The following is a 19,209-nucleotide window of genomic DNA, read 5'->3' as shown; positions in this document are numbered from 1 at the left end:
ATTCACGGCATGACTGAGGGGCAGGGAGCACCGATCATATCAGCGCTGCGCCGCGCCGTTGGCGCAGGACGAGTACTGAGCCGGCGCGAACAGGTAGCACCATTCGAGTGCGATGCATTGCCCGTTTACTGTGAGCGCCCCGTGGCCGTGGTGCTGGCCCGCAGTGAGGCGGATGTGGTGGCGACGGCGCGCCTGTGCCACCAGCACAGTGTGCCACTGGTCACCCGCGGGGCCGGCACCGGCCTGTCGGCAGGGGCAAAGCCCTATGGGCGTGGCGTATTGCTGGTGACTGCGCCGATGAGTGAAATCCTCTCCCTGTGCCCGGACAGCTTGACCGCCCGGGTGCAGCCCGGTGCCATCAATGAGCAGATCTCCCGTGCTGCTGCGGCACATGGCCTTTATTATGCCCCCGACCCCTCGTCCCAGATCGCCTGCTCGATCGGAGGCAATGTGGCGGAAAACGCCGGTGGCGTGCACTGCCTGAAGTATGGGGTCACGGTGCACAATGTGGTCGCCCTGCGCATTGTGACAATCGAGGGAGAAGTGCTGTCTGTAGGCGGTGATACATTGGCGCGGCCCGGCTATGACCTGCTGGCACTGGTGCATGGCTCTGAGGGATGCCTGGGTATTGTTACCGAAGTCACCGTGAAGCTGACGCCCCTGCCGGAGCAGACCCGCACCCTGATGGCTGACTTTCCGAGCGTCCGCGCCGCTTCCGATGCAGTTTCCGCAATCGTCCGTGCCGGTGTGATCCCGGCGGCAATGGAAATGATGGATGCCCTTGCCATCTCCGCGACAGAAGAGTTCTGCCACGCTGGCTATGCGCTGGATGCGGCGGCGATCCTGATTATTGACCTGGACGGCGCACCCGATGAGGTGGAGGCCGAACTCTCCCTTGTACGGGAGGAGCTGGGCCAGTCCGGGGCCAGCCGGGTGCAACTGGCGGACAGTGAGGCCCAACGGGCATTGTGGTGGAAGGGCCGCAAGAGCGCCTTTCCCGCCATCGGCCGCCTGAGTCCCGATTATTACTGCATCGATGGCACGGTACCGCGACACCGAATCGGCGATGTTCTCGAGGCCATTGACGCCTTTTCCCACCGTTACAATCTCCGTGTCGCCAATGTGTTCCACGCCGGAGACGGTAACCTGCACCCGATCATCATGTTTAATGGTGAGGAAGCCGATGCCCTCAAGCGGGTGGAACTGCTGGCCGCAGATATCCTCGAGTACTGCATCGAGGTGGGCGGCACGATTACCGGGGAGCACGGCGTGGGTATGGAAAAGATCAACCAGATGGCGGTGCAGTTTTCCGATGCGGAAATTTCCCAGTTCCTGGCGGTCAAGCAGGCCCTCGACCCCAGGGGCCTGTTGAACCCGGACAAGCTGATTCCTACCCTGGCGCACTGCCAGGAATACCGGGCGATCCGTGAGCAGCGACGGGACACGGGCAATGGCTGAGCACAATATGAGTGAGCAACTACAGCGGGCGGTGCGCCAGGCCCTGGAAAATCCCGCCGGCAAGGGCCTGCGGATCCGCGGTGCCAATACCCGTGCGCACTTGTTGCCGGGGGACTACACGGATGAGGCGGTACCGGTGCTCGATAGCAGTGCCCATTGCGGCGTGATCCAGTACCAGCCGGATGAACTGGTTTTGCGCGCGCGCGCCGGGACACCACTGTCGGAGCTGGAGTCCCTGCTCGCCAGCCACGACCAGGAGTTTGCCGCGTCAATGCCGCAGCCCGGTCTGGCCAGTACCCTCGGCGGTGCCATTGCCTGCGGCTGGGATGGTCCGGCGCGCCCCTATGGTATGTCCCTGCGCGACGCGGTGCTCGGTTGCCGCATGATCAACGGCCGTGGTGACCTGGTAAATTTTGGCGGGCAGGTGATGAAAAACGTCGCCGGCTACGACCTGGCACGACTACAGGCTGGTGCACTGGGTACCCTGGGCGTGCTGCTGGACGTTAGCCTGCGGCTGTTGCCGCGCCCCGAGACCAGTGCCAGCCGGTTCTTCCGGGTGACACCGGAAGACCTGCCGGAGTGGTGGCGCCGCGCGCGGGCCCTCGGGCCCCTGCTGCGGGGGACCTGTTATCTCGACGGGGAGCTGCACCTGCATTTGCGGGGCCGCGAGCGGGCGGTGTCCGCCGCGCTTGCTTCCCTGGGCGGGGAGCAAAGCCACCTGGACTGGCTCGCAGTGCGCGACCTGCGCCACCCGTTTTTCTGTACCGACCAGCTCGCCTGCGTAAACCTGCCGCCGCGTTCGCAGTTCCGGCCCGCGACCGGGGAGGCAATGGTGGAGTGGGAGGGCGCACGAGTCTGGGTTCGTGGCGGGGACCATCTGCAATTACAGCGGCAGGCGCGGGAGCAGGGCGGTTTCCTGCAGGTATTGCGCGGCAAGGCGCTGGCACTGCCGGCGCCTGCCAGGGACTGGCAGCGACGGGTCCGCAATGCCTTTGACCCCGCGGGCCTGTTCAATCGTGCCCTCTATTCAACCCATTTCCACGGTGCGGGAGACTGACGCATGCAGGTCAACATCATCGACGGCCTGCTCACTCCCGGTGATGCGCAACGGGCTGAAAAAGTACTGAATGCCTGCGTTCACTGCGGGTTCTGCACTGCCACCTGTCCCACTTACCTGCAGGAATACAACGAGCTGGACAGCCCGCGCGGGCGAATTTACCTGATCAAGGAGATGCTTGAGACAGGTACCTCCAGTGATGTCACCCGCCTGCATCTGGACCGCTGCGTTACCTGTCAGAGCTGTGAGACAACCTGCCCCTCGGGTGTCGAGTACCACAAGCTGGTGGCCATCGGTCGTGCCACCACCGAGCGACTGGCGCCGCGCGGGCGTGTGGGTGACGGCCTGCGCGCTTTATTGCGGAAGCTGATGCTGACTCCCGGTTTGCTGTCCTCGCTGCTGCGCCTGGGACGGTTTGCCGCCCCGCTGATGCCGCCACGGTTGCGGCGGGTTTACTTCCCCCGGCAAAAGGCGCGCAGCAGCGCTGCCAGCGCCCCGCGGGTTTCGGCGACGTCAGCCGAGGGCGGGGCGGTGATCCTGTTGCCAGGCTGTGTGCAGCCCGACCTGCGGCCAGGTATCGACGGGTCGCTCAGGCGCATCCTGTCCCACTGCCGGGTACCACTGCTGGCGCCAAGGGCCGCAGGTTGTTGCGGGGCCGTCAGTGCCCACACCAGCGCCCCGGATGAGGGAAGGGAATACGCACGCAACAACATCGACACCTGGTGGCCGATGCTGGAGCAGGCGGAAAGTGAGGGTGGCAGGGGTATCCGGGCGATCGTCTCGACAGCCTCCGGTTGTGGGGTGCAGTTGAAAGATTACCCGACATTGCTGGCCGATGACCCCTACTATGCGAAACGCGCGCAGATACTGGCGGATAAAATGCGCGACCCGGTGGAAGTGGTCAGAGACCTCATCAGCGAGGGACGCCTGGGTATCGATGCCACAAAACTGCCGGCACGGGCGGTATTTCACTGTCCCTGCACACTGCAACACGGCCAGGGGCTGGCAGGCAGTGTGGAACAGGTTTTCCAGCAGCAGGGGGTGGAATTGCCGGCGGTAAAGGATGCCCACCTGTGCTGCGGTTCCGCCGGAACCTATTCCATCCTGCAACCAAAAATCGCGCGCGCGCTGCGCCGGCAGAAACTCGAAAACCTGGAAGCGAGTGACCCGGAGGAGATCCTGACCGCCAATATCGGTTGCCTTTTGTACCTGCAGGGCGGTACCCGGCGGCCCGTACGCCACTGGCTGGAGGCCGTGGCTGCGGCGCTGGATTGACGCTGAGTCGAAAAGGGGGCTACTGCTGGTTACCGGTCGCAGCTCCGCCAGTTAAAGGTAAGTCTGGCCCGGTGGCCGGGCCCGACGGGAGGTTTGTTAAGGCGAGAGAGCCGGGCGGCGGGTCAGCCGTTGACGGCTGTGCCGGCACCACCACCCGGGCCCCCGGGGTCGTTATCCGCTTTGCCCAGTTTCTGCAGGGCCAGTCGCAGGAATCCGTCTGCCTCATCGAGGGCCTGCCGCGCAGCCTCGGTATCCAGGTCTCCCAGGATCATCATTATGGCAAGCTTGGCGTTGTGGTCGCACTGGCCCAGTACCTGGTCTGCCTCCTCGTAAGAAACGCCGGTTGCTTCCATCACAATCCGGCGAGTGCGGCCCACCAGTTTTTCATTGGTGGCCTGCACATCCACCATCAGGTTGTGGAAACTCTTGCCCAGTCGCAGCATGCTGGCAGTGGTCAGCATGTTGAGTACCAGTTTCTGGGCGCTCCCGGCTTTCATGCGGGTGGAACCGGTGAGGATTTCCGGACCTACTTCCGGAAGGATGGCAATATCGGCCTCTGTGGCGATGGCCGCCGCCTTGTTGCAGGAAAGTGCCACGGTTGTAGAGCCGACCTGGTTGGCATATTCCAGCCCGCCCAGCACATACGGGGTGCGACCGCTGGCGGCGATCCCCACTACCACATCCTCGGCGCGCAAATTTATGTCCTGGAGATCCTTGCGGCCCATGGCGGGATCGTCCTCGGCGCCCTCCTGGGCGCGGTAAACTGCCGCATCGCCACCGGCGATCAGGGCAACCACCATATCCTCGGGAACGCCGTAAGTGGGCGGGCATTCCACTGCGTCCAGGATCCCCAGCCGACCACTGGTGCCCGCGCCCATGTAAACCAGTCGGCCGCCACTCTTAAAGGCGCTCACGATACTCTCGACCGCAGCGGCAATTTCCGGCAACACTTTACCCACCGCCTCGGGTACCTCGCGGTCAGCACGATTGATTTTTTCCAGCACCGCGGACGTGGGTAGCAGGTCAATATCCTGCGAGTCCGGATTGCGCGCCTCGCTGGTCAGGCGACTCAGTTCCTGAATCAGATTTTGCTTCATCGCTATGGCTTCCACCTGTGTTCCATTTTGCTGTGTTCCATTTTGGTCGCTTCTGGTAATGGTAATGGCCCGGTTACGGATTCCCCTGCCAGTGGAGGCGAAGTGGGCGTGTTGGCCGGGGCAGCTGAACGGGGCAGGTCAGGCATGTTCCCGGACCTCCTGGCGGGCGAGGGCACAGGCGCCATCGAGCGCACTGCCCCGGGGCGGGACCAGCCGCGCCCGCAGGTCTGCCGGAAAGTGTGGCGCCAGGCGATCTGCCAGCCCCCCGAGCAGGGTCAGCGGCAGGTCGTCGTCGCCGAGGGCAGCACGAACCAGGCGCTCCACCTCGGCCACACGCTCGGTTACGATCGCCCGCGCACGGGCGCAAGCGGGCAGGTGTTCGAAGACGGCAGGAGCCAGCGCCGCGTACTCGTATGACCCTGCAGTCTGCAACCACGGTAATATCGATGCGCGATCACCGCCCACGCGCTGCATTATAGTGCGGCAGAAATCACTTTCGGCCCGGCCGTGCAGGTCCAGCTCCCACAGCAGGGCGCGCACCGCTCCCTTGCCGATGGCGGCTCCGCTGCCCTCATCACCAACCGCCAGCCCCCAACCGCCAAACTGGCGGCTGGTACCGTCGCGGTTCAGTCGCATCACCACCGAGCCGGTTCCCACCGCGGCCACCACCACCGGGGTGCCGCCGGCCGCGCCGAACAGTGACGTTATGGCATCGGAGCAGACCCGGACACTGCGAAAGCCCATGGATTCCAGGTGGCCCTGAAGCGATTCGGCCGCGGCGCTGTTACCGGCCCCGGCCACGCCGCAGGCGAGTGCGACCTGTTCTGGCGCCAGCTGCCGCTGTGCCAGCAATTGCCGGCACAGCGTGGTGATATTGCCAATGGCGCCGGACTGGTCCTGGGTCAGCGACGCCGGTCCACCGCGGAGTTCCAGTGTTTCCCCGTTTCCCTGGAGCCGGGCCAGTGTCTTGGTGCCACCGCCGTCGATGCCAATGCTCCAGTCGCTCATGCGCTGGCACTCCGCATTGGCTCCGCGGCCTTTTCGACGGCCGGTTTGCCCAGGCAGCAAAGGGCGAAGGCGATGGCTGTACCCAGGCAGAGCTGCCAGGTAAAAGCCAGCGCCACCGGGTTCTCGTCGCCGGTATAGAGGCTGATCATCCAGGGTTGCTGCAGCAGCGTGGCGACAAAACCGGCCGCCAGTGCCAGGGCGGCACTGGTGCCATTGCCGCGGCGGGTAAACAGCACGGTAAAGAAAACCCCCAGCAGGCCGGAGTAGGCAAAGACCATCACCGACAGGGCGAAAGTGAGTAGTGGCAGGTCGCTGACCTGTTGCCAGTAGAAGCACAGGATGGCCATACCGCTCAGAGCTGCCGCAATTGCCGCCATGGACACACGCCCGGCAACGACAAAATGCCGTGCCGGTTTGTCCCCGCCACGCTTTTCCTGCCAGGGGCGATAAAGGTCCTCGGTCAGGACGCTGGCCATGGAATTGAGGCTGGAGTTCAGCGTCGACAGGGCGGCGGCAATCACACCGATGGTAACCAGGCCACGCAGGCCGGCTGGCATTTCGTTCAGTACATAGTGCATGAACACGGTGATATCACCGCCGGAGGGTGTGGATACCGCCATACCCCCCATCAGCTCGGGGCGCTGGTAGAAAACATACAGCAGCAGGCCGATACCCATAAAGACAGCCATGACCGGTGCGACCATTACCACCGAGGTAATCATTGCCCGGGCACCGTCGCGCTGGTTCTTACAGGTCAGCAGGCGCTGGGTGACATCCTGGTCCAGCCCGAAGGCGGCGATGTTCAGCAGTACGAAGCCGGTAAAGGTGGACCAGATATTGAAGGGATCACCCAGGTCCCAGCTGGTATCCACCAGTGCCAGTTTGGATGGCTCTCCCCCGGCGGGCTGGTTCAGTGCGGCGAATATCTCCGCGGGACCTGTGGGAATCTGCCAGAGCAGCACTGCGATCACCGCGAACGCGGCACTGACATAAACCATGCACTGGAGAACGTCGCTCTGGATCACCGAGCGCACCCCGCCGACAAAGGTCTGCAAAAGGCCCACCAGGGTCAGTAGCAGGACCGCGAGCACCACGTGGTCGGAGTCGATATCGTTGAAGAGGATCATGGAAACGGCTATCGCCGCCATGTAAAGCCGGGCGCCGCTGGCGAAGACCCGCCCCAGCAGGTACATCCCCCCGGCCTGGTATTTCGAATTGGCGCCGAAGCGGGATTGCAGCAGCTCGTAGACGGTGGTGACCCGCTGGGCGTAAAACCGTGGGATCAGGTGGCGTGCCACGACCAGGGCCGCTAGCAGTGCGCCCAGGTTGGTGAACAGGTAGGTGAGATCGCCGCGGTAGCCCAGGTCCGGACCGCCAAGGAAGGTTGCCGCGGACTGGGTGGTAGCCAGCGTGGAAATGGCCACCATCCACATGGGCATACTATTGTGGGCGAGGAAATAATCGCGGCTGTCGTCTGCTCTCTGCCGGCTGAAATACCAGCCACTGGCCACCAGCACGGCGCCATAAATCGCAAAGATGGCCCAATCCAGGGCGGTGAACTGGAGATTCATAACCGGCATACCTGTCGATTCATATACTGGCGGCCAGCCTGGTTGGCACGCCATTCACCATGCAGTGAGTAATTATTCCTTAGTTATACTCTTATTGGTATCATTTATTCCTTTGCGGCGCAAAGGCTGCCAACCGGGGACCGCCCGCGGGGCACTGGCATGTTATCGTTGGCATCTTTTTCACGTTCGGGTTAGCCCCTGCAGAGAGAAATGGTTATGGGCTCAATCGCCAAGATCCGCACGATGCGGGAATCCATGTCCAATCATGAGCGACGTATCGCGGACTTCCTCCTGGAAAATGTCGAGGAAGTTCGCAGCCATTCGTCCAAGTCACTGGCAGAGTCCGTGGGCGTATCCCAGTCCAGCGTGGTGAAGTTCAGCCAGAAGCTCGGCTACAAGGGCTATTCGGACCTCAAACTCTCACTGACTGAATCGCTGGCAAGGACGTCGCTGCTGCCGAAAGTGATTCACGGTGACATTTCTACTGACGATGATCTGTCGACGGTGGCGCAAAAATTGATTGCGCGCAAAACCGTGGCCCTGAACGAGAGCCTCACCGTAAACAGCGAGGAGCACCTGCAACAGGCTGTGGAGCTGCTGCACAGTGCCGACAGGATCCTGCTCGCCGGGGTGGGCGCCTCATCGCTGGTGGCGCGGGACCTGGCATTCAAGCTGATGAAGCTGGGTAAGGCAGTGCTCGCGGAGAGTGACAGCCATGTCCAGGTGGCCAACGCTGCGACCCTGGGCAAGGGTGACCTGGTGTTTGCCATTTCCGAATCCGGCCAGACCCAGGACGTCCTGCAGGTGGCGGAGAACGGCCTGAATTGTGGGGCCGATGTGATTTCCCTGACCGGCTTTTCCCGCAATGCGCTGGTGGAACTGGCCGGGATTAACCTTTTCTGCGTCTCTGATGAGTCGGAGGTGCGCAGCTCTTCAATTCTCGCACGCACGGCGCAGCACATGATTACCGACTTGCTGTTTATCCTGGTTTCGCAGCGAGATGGGCAGGCGAAGGAGCTGTTCGAGCGCAGCCGGGCAGCGGTAAATGTGTTCCGGCGCGGCAAGGGCGGCAAGCGTACCCGGTGAACAGCGGGGTCGCGACTAGATACGGCGACGCATCCCCGGTGAGTTGTGGGTGCGACTAAGCTGTCATTTGTGGCAGGTGTCCTGCCAATCATCCCTTTAATTTTGCAATTGCACCGCTTTTCAGTCGCAAGGGTTGATGCGGGCGTGTAGGAATAATATATTCTTATCTGTTCCGTAAGCAGTGATATTTGGTCACAGCATCGAGCCAGTGTTACTGCCGGGGACGCCGGGTTTTCCTTCCGTTTGCTTCATTGCGGGAAATCCGGATTTTCACCTTGAACTGTCCAATTCCGTATTCTTCCGAGGTCGGGTTGGGTTTGAAGCGGTGGGCGTTGCCCACCGCTTTTTTGTGGGCTGTGATTTTCCGGAGTGGAGGGTGGACTGCGTGGGGGCGGGAGGCAACCAGGGGTTCCGGTGGCATCATGTCGGCTATCCCGGATTGCGACCACCGAGCTTTTTTCCCAACCAGGCTTGTAGCCTTTTCAGCTTGTGGGACAGTCGGCCGCGTTTCGCCTTGCGCAGTTTCTCATCTGCGTTTACCAGCCAGGCCACCTGGATAACATGGCGTTCGCCCTGGAATGGCAGATGACCGTGGAAAGAATTATCGGCCCTTTTGAAGGCCGCCAGTGTGCCATATACGGGGGGGATTTCAGGTATGACGGTATCGTCAAAGTCATCGATCCGATTGAGGAACCGCAGGCAACCATCGCGGCGGCCTTTCCAGTCCTGATTCAGGTAGAGCAGGGCGGTGGCTACCTTGGACTTGCCGTCGGTGTGGATCTTGCCATGGCGCTTCTTCAGCGTGCGTGAAATCGACACGTAGGTAGGGTATTGCGCCAGGTTGTCGATACCAAGCCTGTCGCCCAGTGCATTGGCAAACTCGTGATCGACCAGTCGTGCGACCAGGGCATTTACACTGTCTCCACACTGTTCAGCTTCATAGGGCAGGTAGCCTGCGCCTTTAAGCTTTGGGAAGTGGGCCGACACTGAGTCCATCATGCCAGTCGGCAGTAGGTTCCTTGCAACCAGGAAGTGGAAGGGTTCTGACCTGACAAGCGGTTCTGCATTGTTCAGCGAGGCTGGGGTCAGCCACTCAGCACATTCTTCGATTACAGCTGTCATCTTATTATGTCCTCTATGAGGCTGCCAATCAGCCCGAGCAGACCTTTTCTTGACGAGTGTCCCGTAACCCTTGTCGCGATTATTGTTTTAAGTGATTCGCAATAAAAAATTTATCAGAAGCCTGGGAAGAAGCCAATTGTGATCTCTTTTGGTGCGGTTTAATACCGCGCCAAAACACCTGTTGGGATATTGAGGATGCCCCGGCAGTGACCTGCTTGATGGGCAGGAACGCGGTTTTGGCCAGCGGGAGGGGTGCGCCGGCGATTCGTGCATCGCCGGCGCCAGGAGCTAGAGTAACTTGAGCAGGGCTTCTGCAGCCGCTTCCGAGGAGGCGGGGTTCTGGCCGGTTACCAAGTGGCCATCCTTTACAATAAAGCTTTCCCAGTCGCTGCCGCGACTATAGTTTGCGCCTTTTTCCTTGAGCATATCCTCGACCAGGAATGGTACGACATCGGTCAGTCCCACAGCATCTTCCTCGGAATTACTGAACCCGGTCACATTCTTGCCCTTTACCAGGGGCTGGCCCTCGCTATTCCCGGTATGCCGGAAGATGGCCGGGGCGTGACATACTGCTCCCACCGGCTTGCCGGTGGCATACATGGACTCAATCAGCTTGATGGAGTCCTGGTCTTCCGCGAGGTCCCAGAGCGGGCCGTGGCCACCGGGATAAAATACCGCGTCGAAGTCCCCCGGGTTGACACCTGACAGCTTGCCTGTATTTGCCAGCTGTTGCTGGGCTTCCTGGTCTTTGGCAAAACGCTCAGTGGACTCTGTCTGGAAATCGGGGGCATCGCTTTTCGGGTCCAGGGGTGGCTGTCCCCCCTGCGGGGATGCCAGGGTGATATCGGCACCGGCATCTTTGAATACATAGTAGGGGGCGGCAAACTCTTCCAGCCAGAAGCCGGTTTTCTCGCCGGTGTCGCCCAGTTGGTCGTGGGAAGTCAGAACCATCAGGATCTTCATCGTTCGGTTACCTCGATACTTGGTTGCAATTGTGGCGCACGGGTCGCCCCGAACACGGCGCACACTCTGTTGGCAATCATAGGCTGCCTGAGGTTCCTTTATTCGTGTATTTCAGCTTTTGGATTACCCCGTTGATGATTTGTCTGCAAGTGCGGTCTGTCGGTGAACTCTTTCGCTACCCGGGCCAAAGTGGTACTAATAAATGCTGCAAACGTAAAAGAAAAAGGCGTCAACTCCCATGAAAAGAATGATCTCCTTGGCCGGTATCGTCGGTATGCTGCTGTGTGGCGTGGTGACGGCGGCGGAAGACCGCCCGCTCGCCATCGCTATTCACGGCGGTGCCGGTACCATCGAGAAAAGCAAGATGACTGCTGAGCGTGAAAAAGCTTATCGCGCCAAGCTGGAGGAGGCCCTGGCAAAAGGCTATGCGATCCTGGAGGCGGGGGGCACCAGCCTGGCCGCGGTGACGACGGCAATTAATGTGCTCGAAGACTCGCCGCTCTTCAATGCCGGCCGGGGCGCCGTCTATACCTATGACGGCACCCATGAACTGGACGCCTCGATTATGGATGGGCGCACCCGTCAGGCGGGCGCTGTGGCCGGGGTATCCCGCATAGCCAACCCCATTGACCTGGCGCAAATGGTGATGGAGAAGTCACCGTTTGTGATGCTGGCCGGCGAGGGCGCAGAGGAGTTTGCCCGGGCGCAGGGTATGGCCATGGTCGAGAACAGTGTTTTTGATACCGAGCACCGGCGGCGGCAGCTGGACGAGGCGAAGCAGAAGCTGGACCGCAAGGGTGGTGACCAGGCCTCGGTAAACGCGCTGCCAGTGCCATACCGAATGGGCACTGTCGGCGCCGTTGCCCTGGATCGCGAGGGCAATATTGCCGCGGGCACTTCTACTGGTGGTATGACCGCCAAGCGCTACGGGCGTATCGGCGACTCGCCGGTGATCGGGGCGGGAACCTTCGCCGACAATGATTCGTGCGCTGTTTCCGCCACCGGACATGGGGAATACTTTATCCGTTTCAGTGTTGCCGCGGATATCTGTGCGCGGGTGCAATACCAGGGCAAGACTGTCCGCGAGGCAGCAGAAACCGTCATCAACGATGTGCTCAAACCGGTGGGCGGCACCGGCGGAGTCATCGTCCTCGATGCGCAGGGGAATGTCGCACTGGTATTCAATACCGCCGGCATGTACCGGGGCAGCCGGACCAGCAGCCAGCCGGCGAGCGTAGCGATTTTTGGGGAGTAATTCCCGCCCCGCGTGACTTGCAGGCCCCGCGGCCGATGGCCGCGTCGCCCTGTGCTACATTTGCAGTGCATTCGTTCTGAAAGGGGGAGTCCGTATGACACGCAAAGCAACGCGACATCGCCGCAACCGCCAGGCAGAGCGCTCGGTGCGCATTTTCTGGGGCTGGGTATTGCTGGCGGGACTGTTTGCGGTCCTGCTGATGTACCAGGCTCTGGGCTAAAACGCGACTGGCAGGTGATTTCTTCGTGGACACTGCCGTGACCCCACTGGCCGCGCGGTGCCCCCATTCGTGCCACAGCGCCCAGCTTCGTCTATCTTCTTGGGATACTGGTTTCGAGTTGACCGGGCTCCTGTCGGGAGCCCGCTGCTGGGGTGTGCGTGCGGCTCTTACGAATTGGTCTCGCCTGTCTCTTGTTTATCCCCGCACTGGTGTTCGGGCAGGCCACCGATGATGAGGCTCCACACGATCACAAGGAGCCCAGTGCGCCGATAGTCGAGGAAGTGGCGGGGAAAAAGCGCCGTAATTACCCCCTGGACCCCCTCGACCTGGCCAGTCCGCGTGCCACCATCACCTCATTCCTGGCCGTGGGTGACCAGATGGGGCAATTCGCCAAGGGACAGTTCTGGGGCGACCCGAGCCGTGAACTGGCTCAGAAGCTCGATGAAAAGCAGGCGCGGGTCAGGCGCATGCTGGACCTCAGTCGGATCCCACCGGCGGCGCGAGCCGACGTGGGTAACGATGCAGCAATTTACCTTTACGAGGTCCTGTCCCGCATCGAACTGCCGCCTCTTGAGGAAATCCCGGGCAGGGAGGAGGTGAACAGCCTGGCGAAAGTGGTTTCCGGAGCCGATGCATCTGCCGAAAAGCCGGTGACATCCCCGCTACCCGGGACTGGCAGCCAGGGGGATACGACCCAGGGGCAGTCCACCGGTATCGCCAGCTCGGTGAGCTGGACCATTCCCCACACGGATATCACCCTGGTGCGGGTAGCGGAGGGCCCGCAGAGCGGTGAATTCCTCTTTTCCGCCGATACGGTTGCGCGCGCGGCCGAGTTTTACCAGCGTGTGCGCCATCTTCCCTACCGGCGCGACGTGCCGATTCCCCATTACGCCGACATGCGTCCCTACCTGGCGATGCGCGGCTGGCTGGTGCCTCCCGAGCTGATTGAATCCTTTCCGGGTTGGATGAAGCGCAGCGTGTTCCGGCAGGCTGTATGGAAGTGGATTGCGCTGGTGGGGATTTTTTCCCTGTTTATTGCCGTCCTGTTTGTCGTTCAGCGCGCCATTACAAACTTCCGGAAAAGTCCCCACTTGCTGGTGAGGTTGTCCCGCTTTATCGTGCCACTGGCGGTGCTCCTGGTGATACAACCGTTGTCCGCTTTCCTGCACCAGCAGCTGACCCTGACGGACGTGATTGGCGGGGGAGTCTCATTGTTGGCGGAAGTGGTGAGTCACCTGGCCATGGCCTGGCTGGCCTGGACCCTGCCTCCGGCGCTGATGGAAATTTATATCAATCGCTCCAGCGTTCACGGTGAGAGCCTGGATGCCCACCTGCTGCGCTTTATTGCGCGGACGGTGGGAATCGCCGGGGTGATCGGGGTGGTCTTCCTGTTGAGTAGCCGCCTCGGGGCCCCGCTTTACAGCCTGTTGGCCGGTTTTGGTATCGGCGGTATCGCCATCGCCCTGGCGATGCGCGGTTCATTCGAGAATTTCATTGGTAGCCTCAACCTGTTTGGCGATAAACCGGTCAGGGTGGGTGACTTCTGTCGTTACGGGGAAGATTCCAGCGAGGATTTCCAGCGCGCGGGCACCGTGGAGAGTATCGGTATGCGTTCGACGCGCCTGCGGGGCATTGACAACAGCCTGACGACCATCCCCAACGCCGACTTCAGCCAGATGCATATCGTCAACTATTCCACGCGCAGCCATATCCTCCTGCGCACGATACTGACGCTGCGCTTTGAGACCAGCGAGGACCAGTTGCGCTACGTGCTGGTGAATATCCGTGAGATGCTGGTGGGGCATCCCCGGGTTGCCGACGATGAGCCCTCGGTGCGCTTTGCCGGCTTCGGCGACTCGGCATTGCTGGTGGAACTGCGGGTGGATGTCAGTACCAATGAGTACCCGGAGTTCCGTGCCATCTCCGAGGATATCTATTTCCGGGTTTTCCGGATCGTGCGGCGGTCAGGCACCGATTTCGCATTTCCTTCCCAGACCGTTTACTTTACCCGCGATGGCGGTATTGATGAGGAAGTCCAGAAAACAGCTGAAGCCCATGTGCGCGAGTGGGCCGCAGCACAGCAGATGCCATTCCCGAACTTTACCGCGGAACAGCGTGCGGCCCTCCGTAATACCGTCTACTATCCTCCCGAGGGCTCCCCAGGTTCGGAGGGCTAGGGCCGGCCGGGTCAGAAAGCCAGCATCAACTCGGTGTTGAATACGACACCATTGCCGCCGAGGGAGAAGGGCACGCTGTTGTAGCCTACTGGTGAATTATCCAGGTAGAGGAATTGTGCCGTCAGGCGCAGCTCGCGGCGTTTGAAGGGGTAGAAGTTGAAGCCCAGCGCCAGGTCCCAGGGATCGCCATACTCACCATTGATTTTCGAGCCGGCCACAAACATCTGCAGGGTCTTGGGCTTCAGCATGGTCGACCCCTGCAGCTGGAAGCCGTGATCCCAGAGGTCATCCACCGGCAGGCCGGTATCGGTATCGTTCAGGATAATAGTCCTGAAATCATTGACCTTGCGCCAGTAGTACTCCACGTCGAGAGAATAACCACAGTACTTGATGCCGCCGTTGACAGCTGCCATCTGGTACGTGGCGTCAGAGATATTAACGCCGACGTCAAAAGGGTCGGGAGAGAAAATCCGCGTGCCGTCCGACAGCCGGATCTGGCTGTTATCAAAGCTGTTTACCTGGGGCTGGCCCTGGGCGTCCTCGTCACTGCGGGTGTAGTGGATTCCGAACAGGGTGGCCGGCTCGGTATGGAACTCAAAATCGCCGAAGCCATTGGCGGGGCCGTACTCACCGGTGGTGGGCATCCACCACAGCGCGCCCGAGAGGGTGTTGAAATGGTCGTCCAGCTCATCGGCGTCCACGCCCAGCTGGCTCAGGTTGTTGCCAATCATGGCCCGGTACTCGATCTTGTCCGTGATCTCGCCCCAGGCCCACAAGCCAGTGGTGTATGAGCCACGGAAGAATTCATCGGCAATGGTGCGGTGGTCCACCTTCAGCCAGTTGGGGAAGGTGCCGTTGGTGGTGCGGTTGGTGGGCAGGGCATTGATGCCGGCGCCGAGCTTGAAATTGTCATTGAACAGGTAGCTCAGGTAACCGGCCACCACCACCTGGGCCGATTGGCCCTGGTTGGAGTTGCTGGTCCAGGTGTAAAAGCGATACTGGAATTTCGGGTCGAAAATCCAGCCCTTGAACGTGAGGTTGACCTTCTGCAGTTGCATCTGGTTGCGGATGCTGACATCGAAAGTCCTGTCGAAACTGTCGGTGTAGGTGTCTTCGAGGTTTTCCTGGTTCAGGTAGCGGACATAGCTGAAGATGCTGAAGTTCACCTCGCCCATATCCGAGCGCAACAGCACGAACCCCTTGCCGGGTTCGTAGGAGCCCCAGGCCGACGGCGGCGCCGGTGTGCCGCTGGGATAGTAGCTTGGCGCGGGGGCGCGATTCTCATCCGGGGCCGGTGCCCGGGGTGGGGCCTCGACTACTCGCTGGGCCAGTTTGGGCGTGTCGTGCCCGGTTGGGGGCGCGGGAGTATCCAGGGTCCCCGTCGACTGAGCTGTGAGCCCGGCGGCCGGGAGCACCGCGAGGCTGCCGGCAACCAGTGCGACGGCCGTACCATGCTTTATCACTTCGTTACCTTTTCCTTGTTTGTGACTCGTCCGGCATCCATTCCGGGCCCGCCCGCCTGGCGCTATAAGGACTGCGTTCAGGGCAGGTGCGCTCAATTGCCTGCCAGGGTATCGGGCGAGCACAGTCGGCACCGCTGGGCGAGAGGGCATTCGAGAGAATAGTCGACGAGTGCCAGCAGCGCTTTCAGGGCGTCATTTGGGGGCTGTAATTGGCAGCGTGGGCCTCCAGCGGCCAGTCCGGGGCGTGGGGCTGGTCGGGAGAGTGCCGCTGTTCAGCGGGAGGTTGGGTGGGGGAAATCGGCTTCCGGCGCAGAGTTGGCGCCCCCGGCAGGACTCGAACCTGCAGTGCGGACTTAGGAGGTCCGTGGTTTATCCTGTTAACCGACGGGGGCGTGAGGCCGGGTAGATCCGGGGATCGGGCGGCCTGGAGGGTCGGTATTCTAGCGCCTGTGGCGCCCAGTGTCACCGGTAGTAACAGGGGTGTTTCCGTGGCCCGGGCGGGGCGGGGAACATGGTTTCATATTCCTGACGAGAAATTGTCGCACGACGGTCACTTAAGACAGCTAATTTGCCGCCCCGGGTAGCCGGTTAAGGGGAAGTTTTCCCCGCCGGAACCCGGGTGTGTTACGACGGCGAAATAGCCGGTTTTGGGGATGCAAATTTTGCTTGACCAGCATCCTCGGAGCTGATTAATCTGCAGGTGCACAACAAAAACAACAAGGGTGAATCTGCCCTGGCAGATCGAAATATTGGAGTTTCGTATGAGCGGCAACGTTAGCGAAAAGACCTTCGATTTTGACTACGACGATATCCCCCAATTGGCAACAGAAGTATTGAAACAGGCAACCTCGCAGCCTCCCCGGGATGCCCGGCGAATGGTCGAGGACAAGCTGGAGGAAATACGACTGCAGCGCGAGTTGATGGATTACGATTTCGACTGACCTGCACCAGAAAGGCGCCCACTGGGCGCCTTTCTGCGTTCTGCAGGGACGATCGCTCGGGCAGGGTGGACTGCGGTAGTTACCCCCCCCCGGTGTGTTGTGTGCCGGTGGCGAGTTCCTGTCGGGGCACCCGGCTCTGCAGGTGGGTGCGTTGAGGTAAAACGGTTCAGAACCGTCCTGTTAAGGCTGTCGGGCAAACGTCGCCGGTCCGGTCCGGTCGTGCGATTACCCGCCCGGTGGATGGATGCTGTACCGGCAGGCCGCGTTCCACCGGTCGCGCCGGGTAAACGGGGATGAATAAGGAGATTCGCCATGCTGATGTTTGAACAGACAGCCTCCCGGGTTTCCACGCAATTGTCGGATGGCGGCGAAGCGCTGACCATTCGGATTGACGGGAACTTCGATTTCAATCTCCACAGTGAATTCCAGCGCGCGTACCGCGACTGTAACCCGGCACCGAAATCCTACAGCGTCGACCTTTCCGATACCCGCTACCTGGATAGCGCCGCGCTGGGAATGCTCCTGTTGCTCCGCGACCACAGCCTGGAGGGGCAGGATGATGGTGGCCAGCGACATACCGTTGAGCTGGTCAATGCCAACGACCATGTGGCCAAGGTGCTGGCGGTTTCCAATTTCGACAAGATTTTCACCATTCGCTAGTGGTGTCCTCTCCCTTTAATATTCTCGTTATCGAGCCCGGCGATGCCGACGCCCGGGAACTCTCCAGTCTCCTGGATAGCTGTGCGCCGCTGGATGCACGGGGTGAGTCCGGCCCGGAGTCCCGGGCCATGGATGTGGCAGTCCGTGTTGTGGGCAGTGTGCCTGCGGCGCTCGCCGCTTTCGATTGTATCCGCCCGCACCTGCTGGTATTCGGCCCCCACGCGGGTGCAGCTCCCGAACCCCGCAGTGTGCACCAGTTGCGTGCGCGGGCCGGGATGGAGCCGGTGCCGGTCCTGGCGGTGCTGGATGAGCACGCGCTGCCCGCCGATGGCGTCGGGGCTGGCTGTGATGATGTCCTGCGGCGGCCCTACAACCGGCACCTGGTGCGACTGAAGCTGGTCGCGTTGCGGCGCTACTGCCAGTTCAACCGTAACCTGATCGCCCAATGCAATCGTATGCGCCGCAGCCAGTCGGACCTGCTCAAGGAGCAGGCCGGGGCGCAGGAGATTTTCCGCAATATGGGGCGTGAAAGTTGCCTGGAACAGACTGATGCCATCCGCTATCACCTGTCGCCCCGGGCTGTGCTCAATGGTGATGTGCTGGCAGCTGCCTGGGCACCCGGTGGCAAGCTGATGCTGTTACTGGGGGATTTCACCGGTCACGGGCTGGCTGCTGCGGTGGGCGCGGTGCCGTTGACCTCGATTTTCTATTCGATGGTGCCCAAGGGCTTCACCCTCAGCCAGATTGCCCGCGAACTGAACCTGAAGTTGCACCTGGTGCTACCCCGCAGCATGTTCTGTTGCGCGGTGTTGCTGGAACTCGACCCGCGCAAGCAGCACCTGCGTGTGCTCAATGCCGGCATGCCCAGTGCCTGCCTCTGCCGGGCCGGGGGAGGCATCCAGATGCTCGAGTCCCGTCACCTGCCCCTGGGAGTGGTACGCTGGCTGAATCTCGAGGAGGCGGTTCAGTATGTTCCCCTCGAGCCCGGTGACTGGCTCTATCTCTGGAGTGACGGTATCCACGAGGCGCGGGGCCCCTCCGGCGAGCTGTTTGGCGAGGAGCGACTGCTGGCCACTATCCGCAATGCCTTTCCGGCGGCGCGCTTTGAGAGGATCCTGGCCGAGATCAGTCGTTTCAGTGTCGGCCAGCAGGACGATCTCTCCCTGGTTGAGCTTTCCCTGGACCAGATCACTGCTGAGACCGTGGAAATCGGTGAGCCGCTTCCGGACCCGCCCGGCACGGGCCACTTCGGCGACTGGTCGTTCGGGGTCACCCTGGCGGCGGAGGACCTGAGGCAAATGGACCCGGTACCGCTGATGCACCGGGTGCTGGCACAGTTTCCCGAGTCCGGGCGTCTGCGCGACACGCTCTCCATCGTCCTGGGGGAGTTGTTCAACAATGCAATCGAGCACGGCTTGCTGCAGCTCGACAGCAGCCTCAAGCGCTCGGAGCATGGATTCGGTGAATACTACCGCCGCCTGGAGTCCGGCCGTCGGCAACTGCAGGATGGCTGGATCCGGATCCGCCTCAGCAGCTGCCGGGCAGGTGGGGACTGCGGGCTGCTGGTGTCGGTATCCGATAGCGGGCCAGGCCTGCCAGCGCGCACTGGCGCGGCCAATGCATACTCGGGCAGGGGACTGGCACTCCTGCAGAGTATCTGCCGCAGGGTGGAGTGGCAGCCGGGCGCGAGTGAAGTAAGGGCACTACTCAGCTGGGAGCAGGAGGAGAACAGTCCCTGGGAGCGGGAAGGGGCCCCCGCAAAGGTTTAATCCGGGCCTCGGAGCAAACAAGTACCATACAATTGGCGCCACAGCCGGTATAATGCCGCTCAGATTTTCATCAATTGCCTGTTCCCG

The 19,209-nt window shown here is 61.5% G+C and carries 16 protein-coding genes and 1 tRNA gene; 10 read left to right on the top strand and 7 right to left on the bottom strand.

All coding sequences use genetic code 11. The features are described from left to right. Window positions 1–9 precede the first annotated feature (9 nt). The 3 genes from LVD10_RS03085 to glcF are packed head-to-tail and all read left to right on the top strand — an operon-like array spanning window position 10 to window position 3,790. Window positions 10–1,458: an FAD-linked oxidase C-terminal domain-containing protein gene (locus LVD10_RS03085; RefSeq protein ID WP_237061785.1), complete on the top strand. Its 1,449-nt coding sequence runs from the start codon at window positions 10–12 to the stop codon at window positions 1,456–1,458. Beyond that, the gene (gene glcE / locus LVD10_RS03080) at window positions 1,451–2,515 is read left to right on the top strand and encodes a glycolate oxidase subunit GlcE (RefSeq protein ID WP_237061783.1); all 1,065 of its coding nucleotides are present in this window, start codon (window positions 1,451–1,453) and stop codon (window positions 2,513–2,515) included. The genes LVD10_RS03085 and glcE overlap by 8 nt, the downstream gene beginning before the upstream one ends. A 3-nt stretch (window positions 2,516–2,518) precedes the next feature. Continuing rightward, window positions 2,519–3,790, top strand: a complete 1,272-nt coding sequence (glcF, locus tag LVD10_RS03075) for a glycolate oxidase subunit GlcF (RefSeq protein ID WP_237061781.1) — start codon at window positions 2,519–2,521, stop codon at window positions 3,788–3,790. Between the two features lie 122 nt (window positions 3,791–3,912). Here the strand turns inward: glcF and murQ are convergent, their stop codons facing one another. From murQ to LVD10_RS03060, 3 genes are all read right to left on the bottom strand, one after another. Then, window positions 3,913–4,887, bottom strand: a complete 975-nt coding sequence (gene murQ, locus LVD10_RS03070; protein WP_237061779.1) for an N-acetylmuramic acid 6-phosphate etherase — start codon at window positions 4,885–4,887, stop codon at window positions 3,913–3,915. A gap of 138 nt (window positions 4,888–5,025) precedes the next feature. Continuing rightward, entirely contained in the window at window positions 5,026–5,895 is an 870-nt protein-coding gene (locus tag LVD10_RS03065) for a glucosamine kinase nucleotide-binding domain-containing protein (protein WP_237061778.1), read from the bottom strand. After that, complete coding sequence (locus LVD10_RS03060) at window positions 5,892–7,466, bottom strand: sodium:solute symporter (RefSeq protein ID WP_232942959.1); 1,575 nt, start codon at window positions 7,464–7,466, stop codon at window positions 5,892–5,894. Before LVD10_RS03060 ends, LVD10_RS03065 begins: the two co-directional genes overlap by 4 nt. Before the next feature lie 216 nt (window positions 7,467–7,682). On the opposite strand from LVD10_RS03060, the gene LVD10_RS03055 reads away from it, so the two are divergent. Next, on the top strand, window positions 7,683–8,552 hold the full coding sequence (locus tag LVD10_RS03055; protein WP_232942958.1) for an SIS domain-containing protein: 870 nt from the start codon (window positions 7,683–7,685) through the stop codon (window positions 8,550–8,552). A gap of 429 nt (window positions 8,553–8,981) precedes the next feature. On the opposite strand, the gene LVD10_RS03050 is transcribed toward LVD10_RS03055, so the two are convergent. Together LVD10_RS03050 and LVD10_RS03045 are read right to left on the bottom strand one after the other, a co-directional pair. Next, window positions 8,982–9,674 carry a 2OG-Fe(II) oxygenase gene (locus tag LVD10_RS03050; RefSeq protein ID WP_232942957.1) on the bottom strand — a complete coding sequence of 231 codons (693 nt, stop codon included), beginning with the start codon at window positions 9,672–9,674 and terminating at the stop codon, window positions 8,982–8,984. 288 nt (window positions 9,675–9,962) lie between these two features. Then, complete coding sequence (locus LVD10_RS03045) at window positions 9,963–10,637, bottom strand: type 1 glutamine amidotransferase domain-containing protein (RefSeq protein ID WP_232942956.1); 675 nt, start codon at window positions 10,635–10,637, stop codon at window positions 9,963–9,965. A 238-nt stretch (window positions 10,638–10,875) separates the two neighbouring features. Here LVD10_RS03045 and LVD10_RS03040 point away from each other — a divergent pair, with 238 nt between their 5' ends. The 3 genes from LVD10_RS03040 to LVD10_RS18025 all read left to right on the top strand — a co-directional run bounded on the left by LVD10_RS03040 (window position 10,876) and on the right by LVD10_RS18025 (window position 14,289). Next, window positions 10,876–11,892 carry an isoaspartyl peptidase/L-asparaginase family protein gene (locus LVD10_RS03040; RefSeq protein ID WP_232942955.1) on the top strand — a complete coding sequence of 339 codons (1,017 nt, stop codon included), beginning with the start codon at window positions 10,876–10,878 and terminating at the stop codon, window positions 11,890–11,892. A 94-nt stretch (window positions 11,893–11,986) separates the two neighbouring features. Then, on the top strand, window positions 11,987–12,112 hold the full coding sequence (locus LVD10_RS17900) for a hypothetical protein (protein WP_255701151.1): 126 nt from the start codon (window positions 11,987–11,989) through the stop codon (window positions 12,110–12,112). Between the two features lie 158 nt (window positions 12,113–12,270). After that, window positions 12,271–14,289, top strand: coding sequence for a mechanosensitive ion channel family protein (locus tag LVD10_RS18025; RefSeq protein WP_237061777.1), 2,019 nt, complete (start codon window positions 12,271–12,273; stop codon window positions 14,287–14,289). 11 nt (window positions 14,290–14,300) lie between these two features. On the opposite strand, the gene LVD10_RS03030 is transcribed toward LVD10_RS18025, so the two are convergent. Beyond that, window positions 14,301–15,752 carry a hypothetical protein gene (locus tag LVD10_RS03030; RefSeq protein WP_237061776.1) on the bottom strand — a complete coding sequence of 484 codons (1,452 nt, stop codon included), beginning with the start codon at window positions 15,750–15,752 and terminating at the stop codon, window positions 14,301–14,303. 316 nt (window positions 15,753–16,068) lie between these two features. Next, window positions 16,069–16,144 (bottom strand) — tRNA-Arg (locus tag LVD10_RS03025). Window positions 16,145–16,513: 369 nt separating this feature from the next. Between LVD10_RS03025 and LVD10_RS03020 the strand changes: the two genes are divergently transcribed. The 3 genes from LVD10_RS03020 (at window position 16,514) to LVD10_RS03010 (ending at window position 19,122) form a co-directional block, all read left to right on the top strand. Continuing rightward, window positions 16,514–16,693, top strand: coding sequence for a PA3496 family putative envelope integrity protein (locus tag LVD10_RS03020; RefSeq protein WP_232942952.1), 180 nt, complete (start codon window positions 16,514–16,516; stop codon window positions 16,691–16,693). Window positions 16,694–17,005: 312 nt separating this feature from the next. Beyond that, window positions 17,006–17,353 carry an STAS domain-containing protein gene (locus tag LVD10_RS03015; RefSeq protein ID WP_232942951.1) on the top strand — a complete coding sequence of 116 codons (348 nt, stop codon included), beginning with the start codon at window positions 17,006–17,008 and terminating at the stop codon, window positions 17,351–17,353. Window positions 17,354–17,355: 2 nt separating this feature from the next. Beyond that, entirely contained in the window at window positions 17,356–19,122 is a 1,767-nt protein-coding gene (locus tag LVD10_RS03010; RefSeq protein WP_232942950.1) for an ATP-binding SpoIIE family protein phosphatase, read from the top strand. Window positions 19,123–19,209: the final 87 nt, after the last annotated feature.

Source organism: Microbulbifer zhoushanensis (assembly GCF_021729055.1).
Classification (GTDB): Bacteria; Pseudomonadota; Gammaproteobacteria; order Pseudomonadales; family Cellvibrionaceae; genus Microbulbifer; species Microbulbifer zhoushanensis.
The sequence above is the reverse complement of the archived record's forward strand: the minus strand, read 5'-3'. Positions and strand labels throughout refer to the sequence as shown.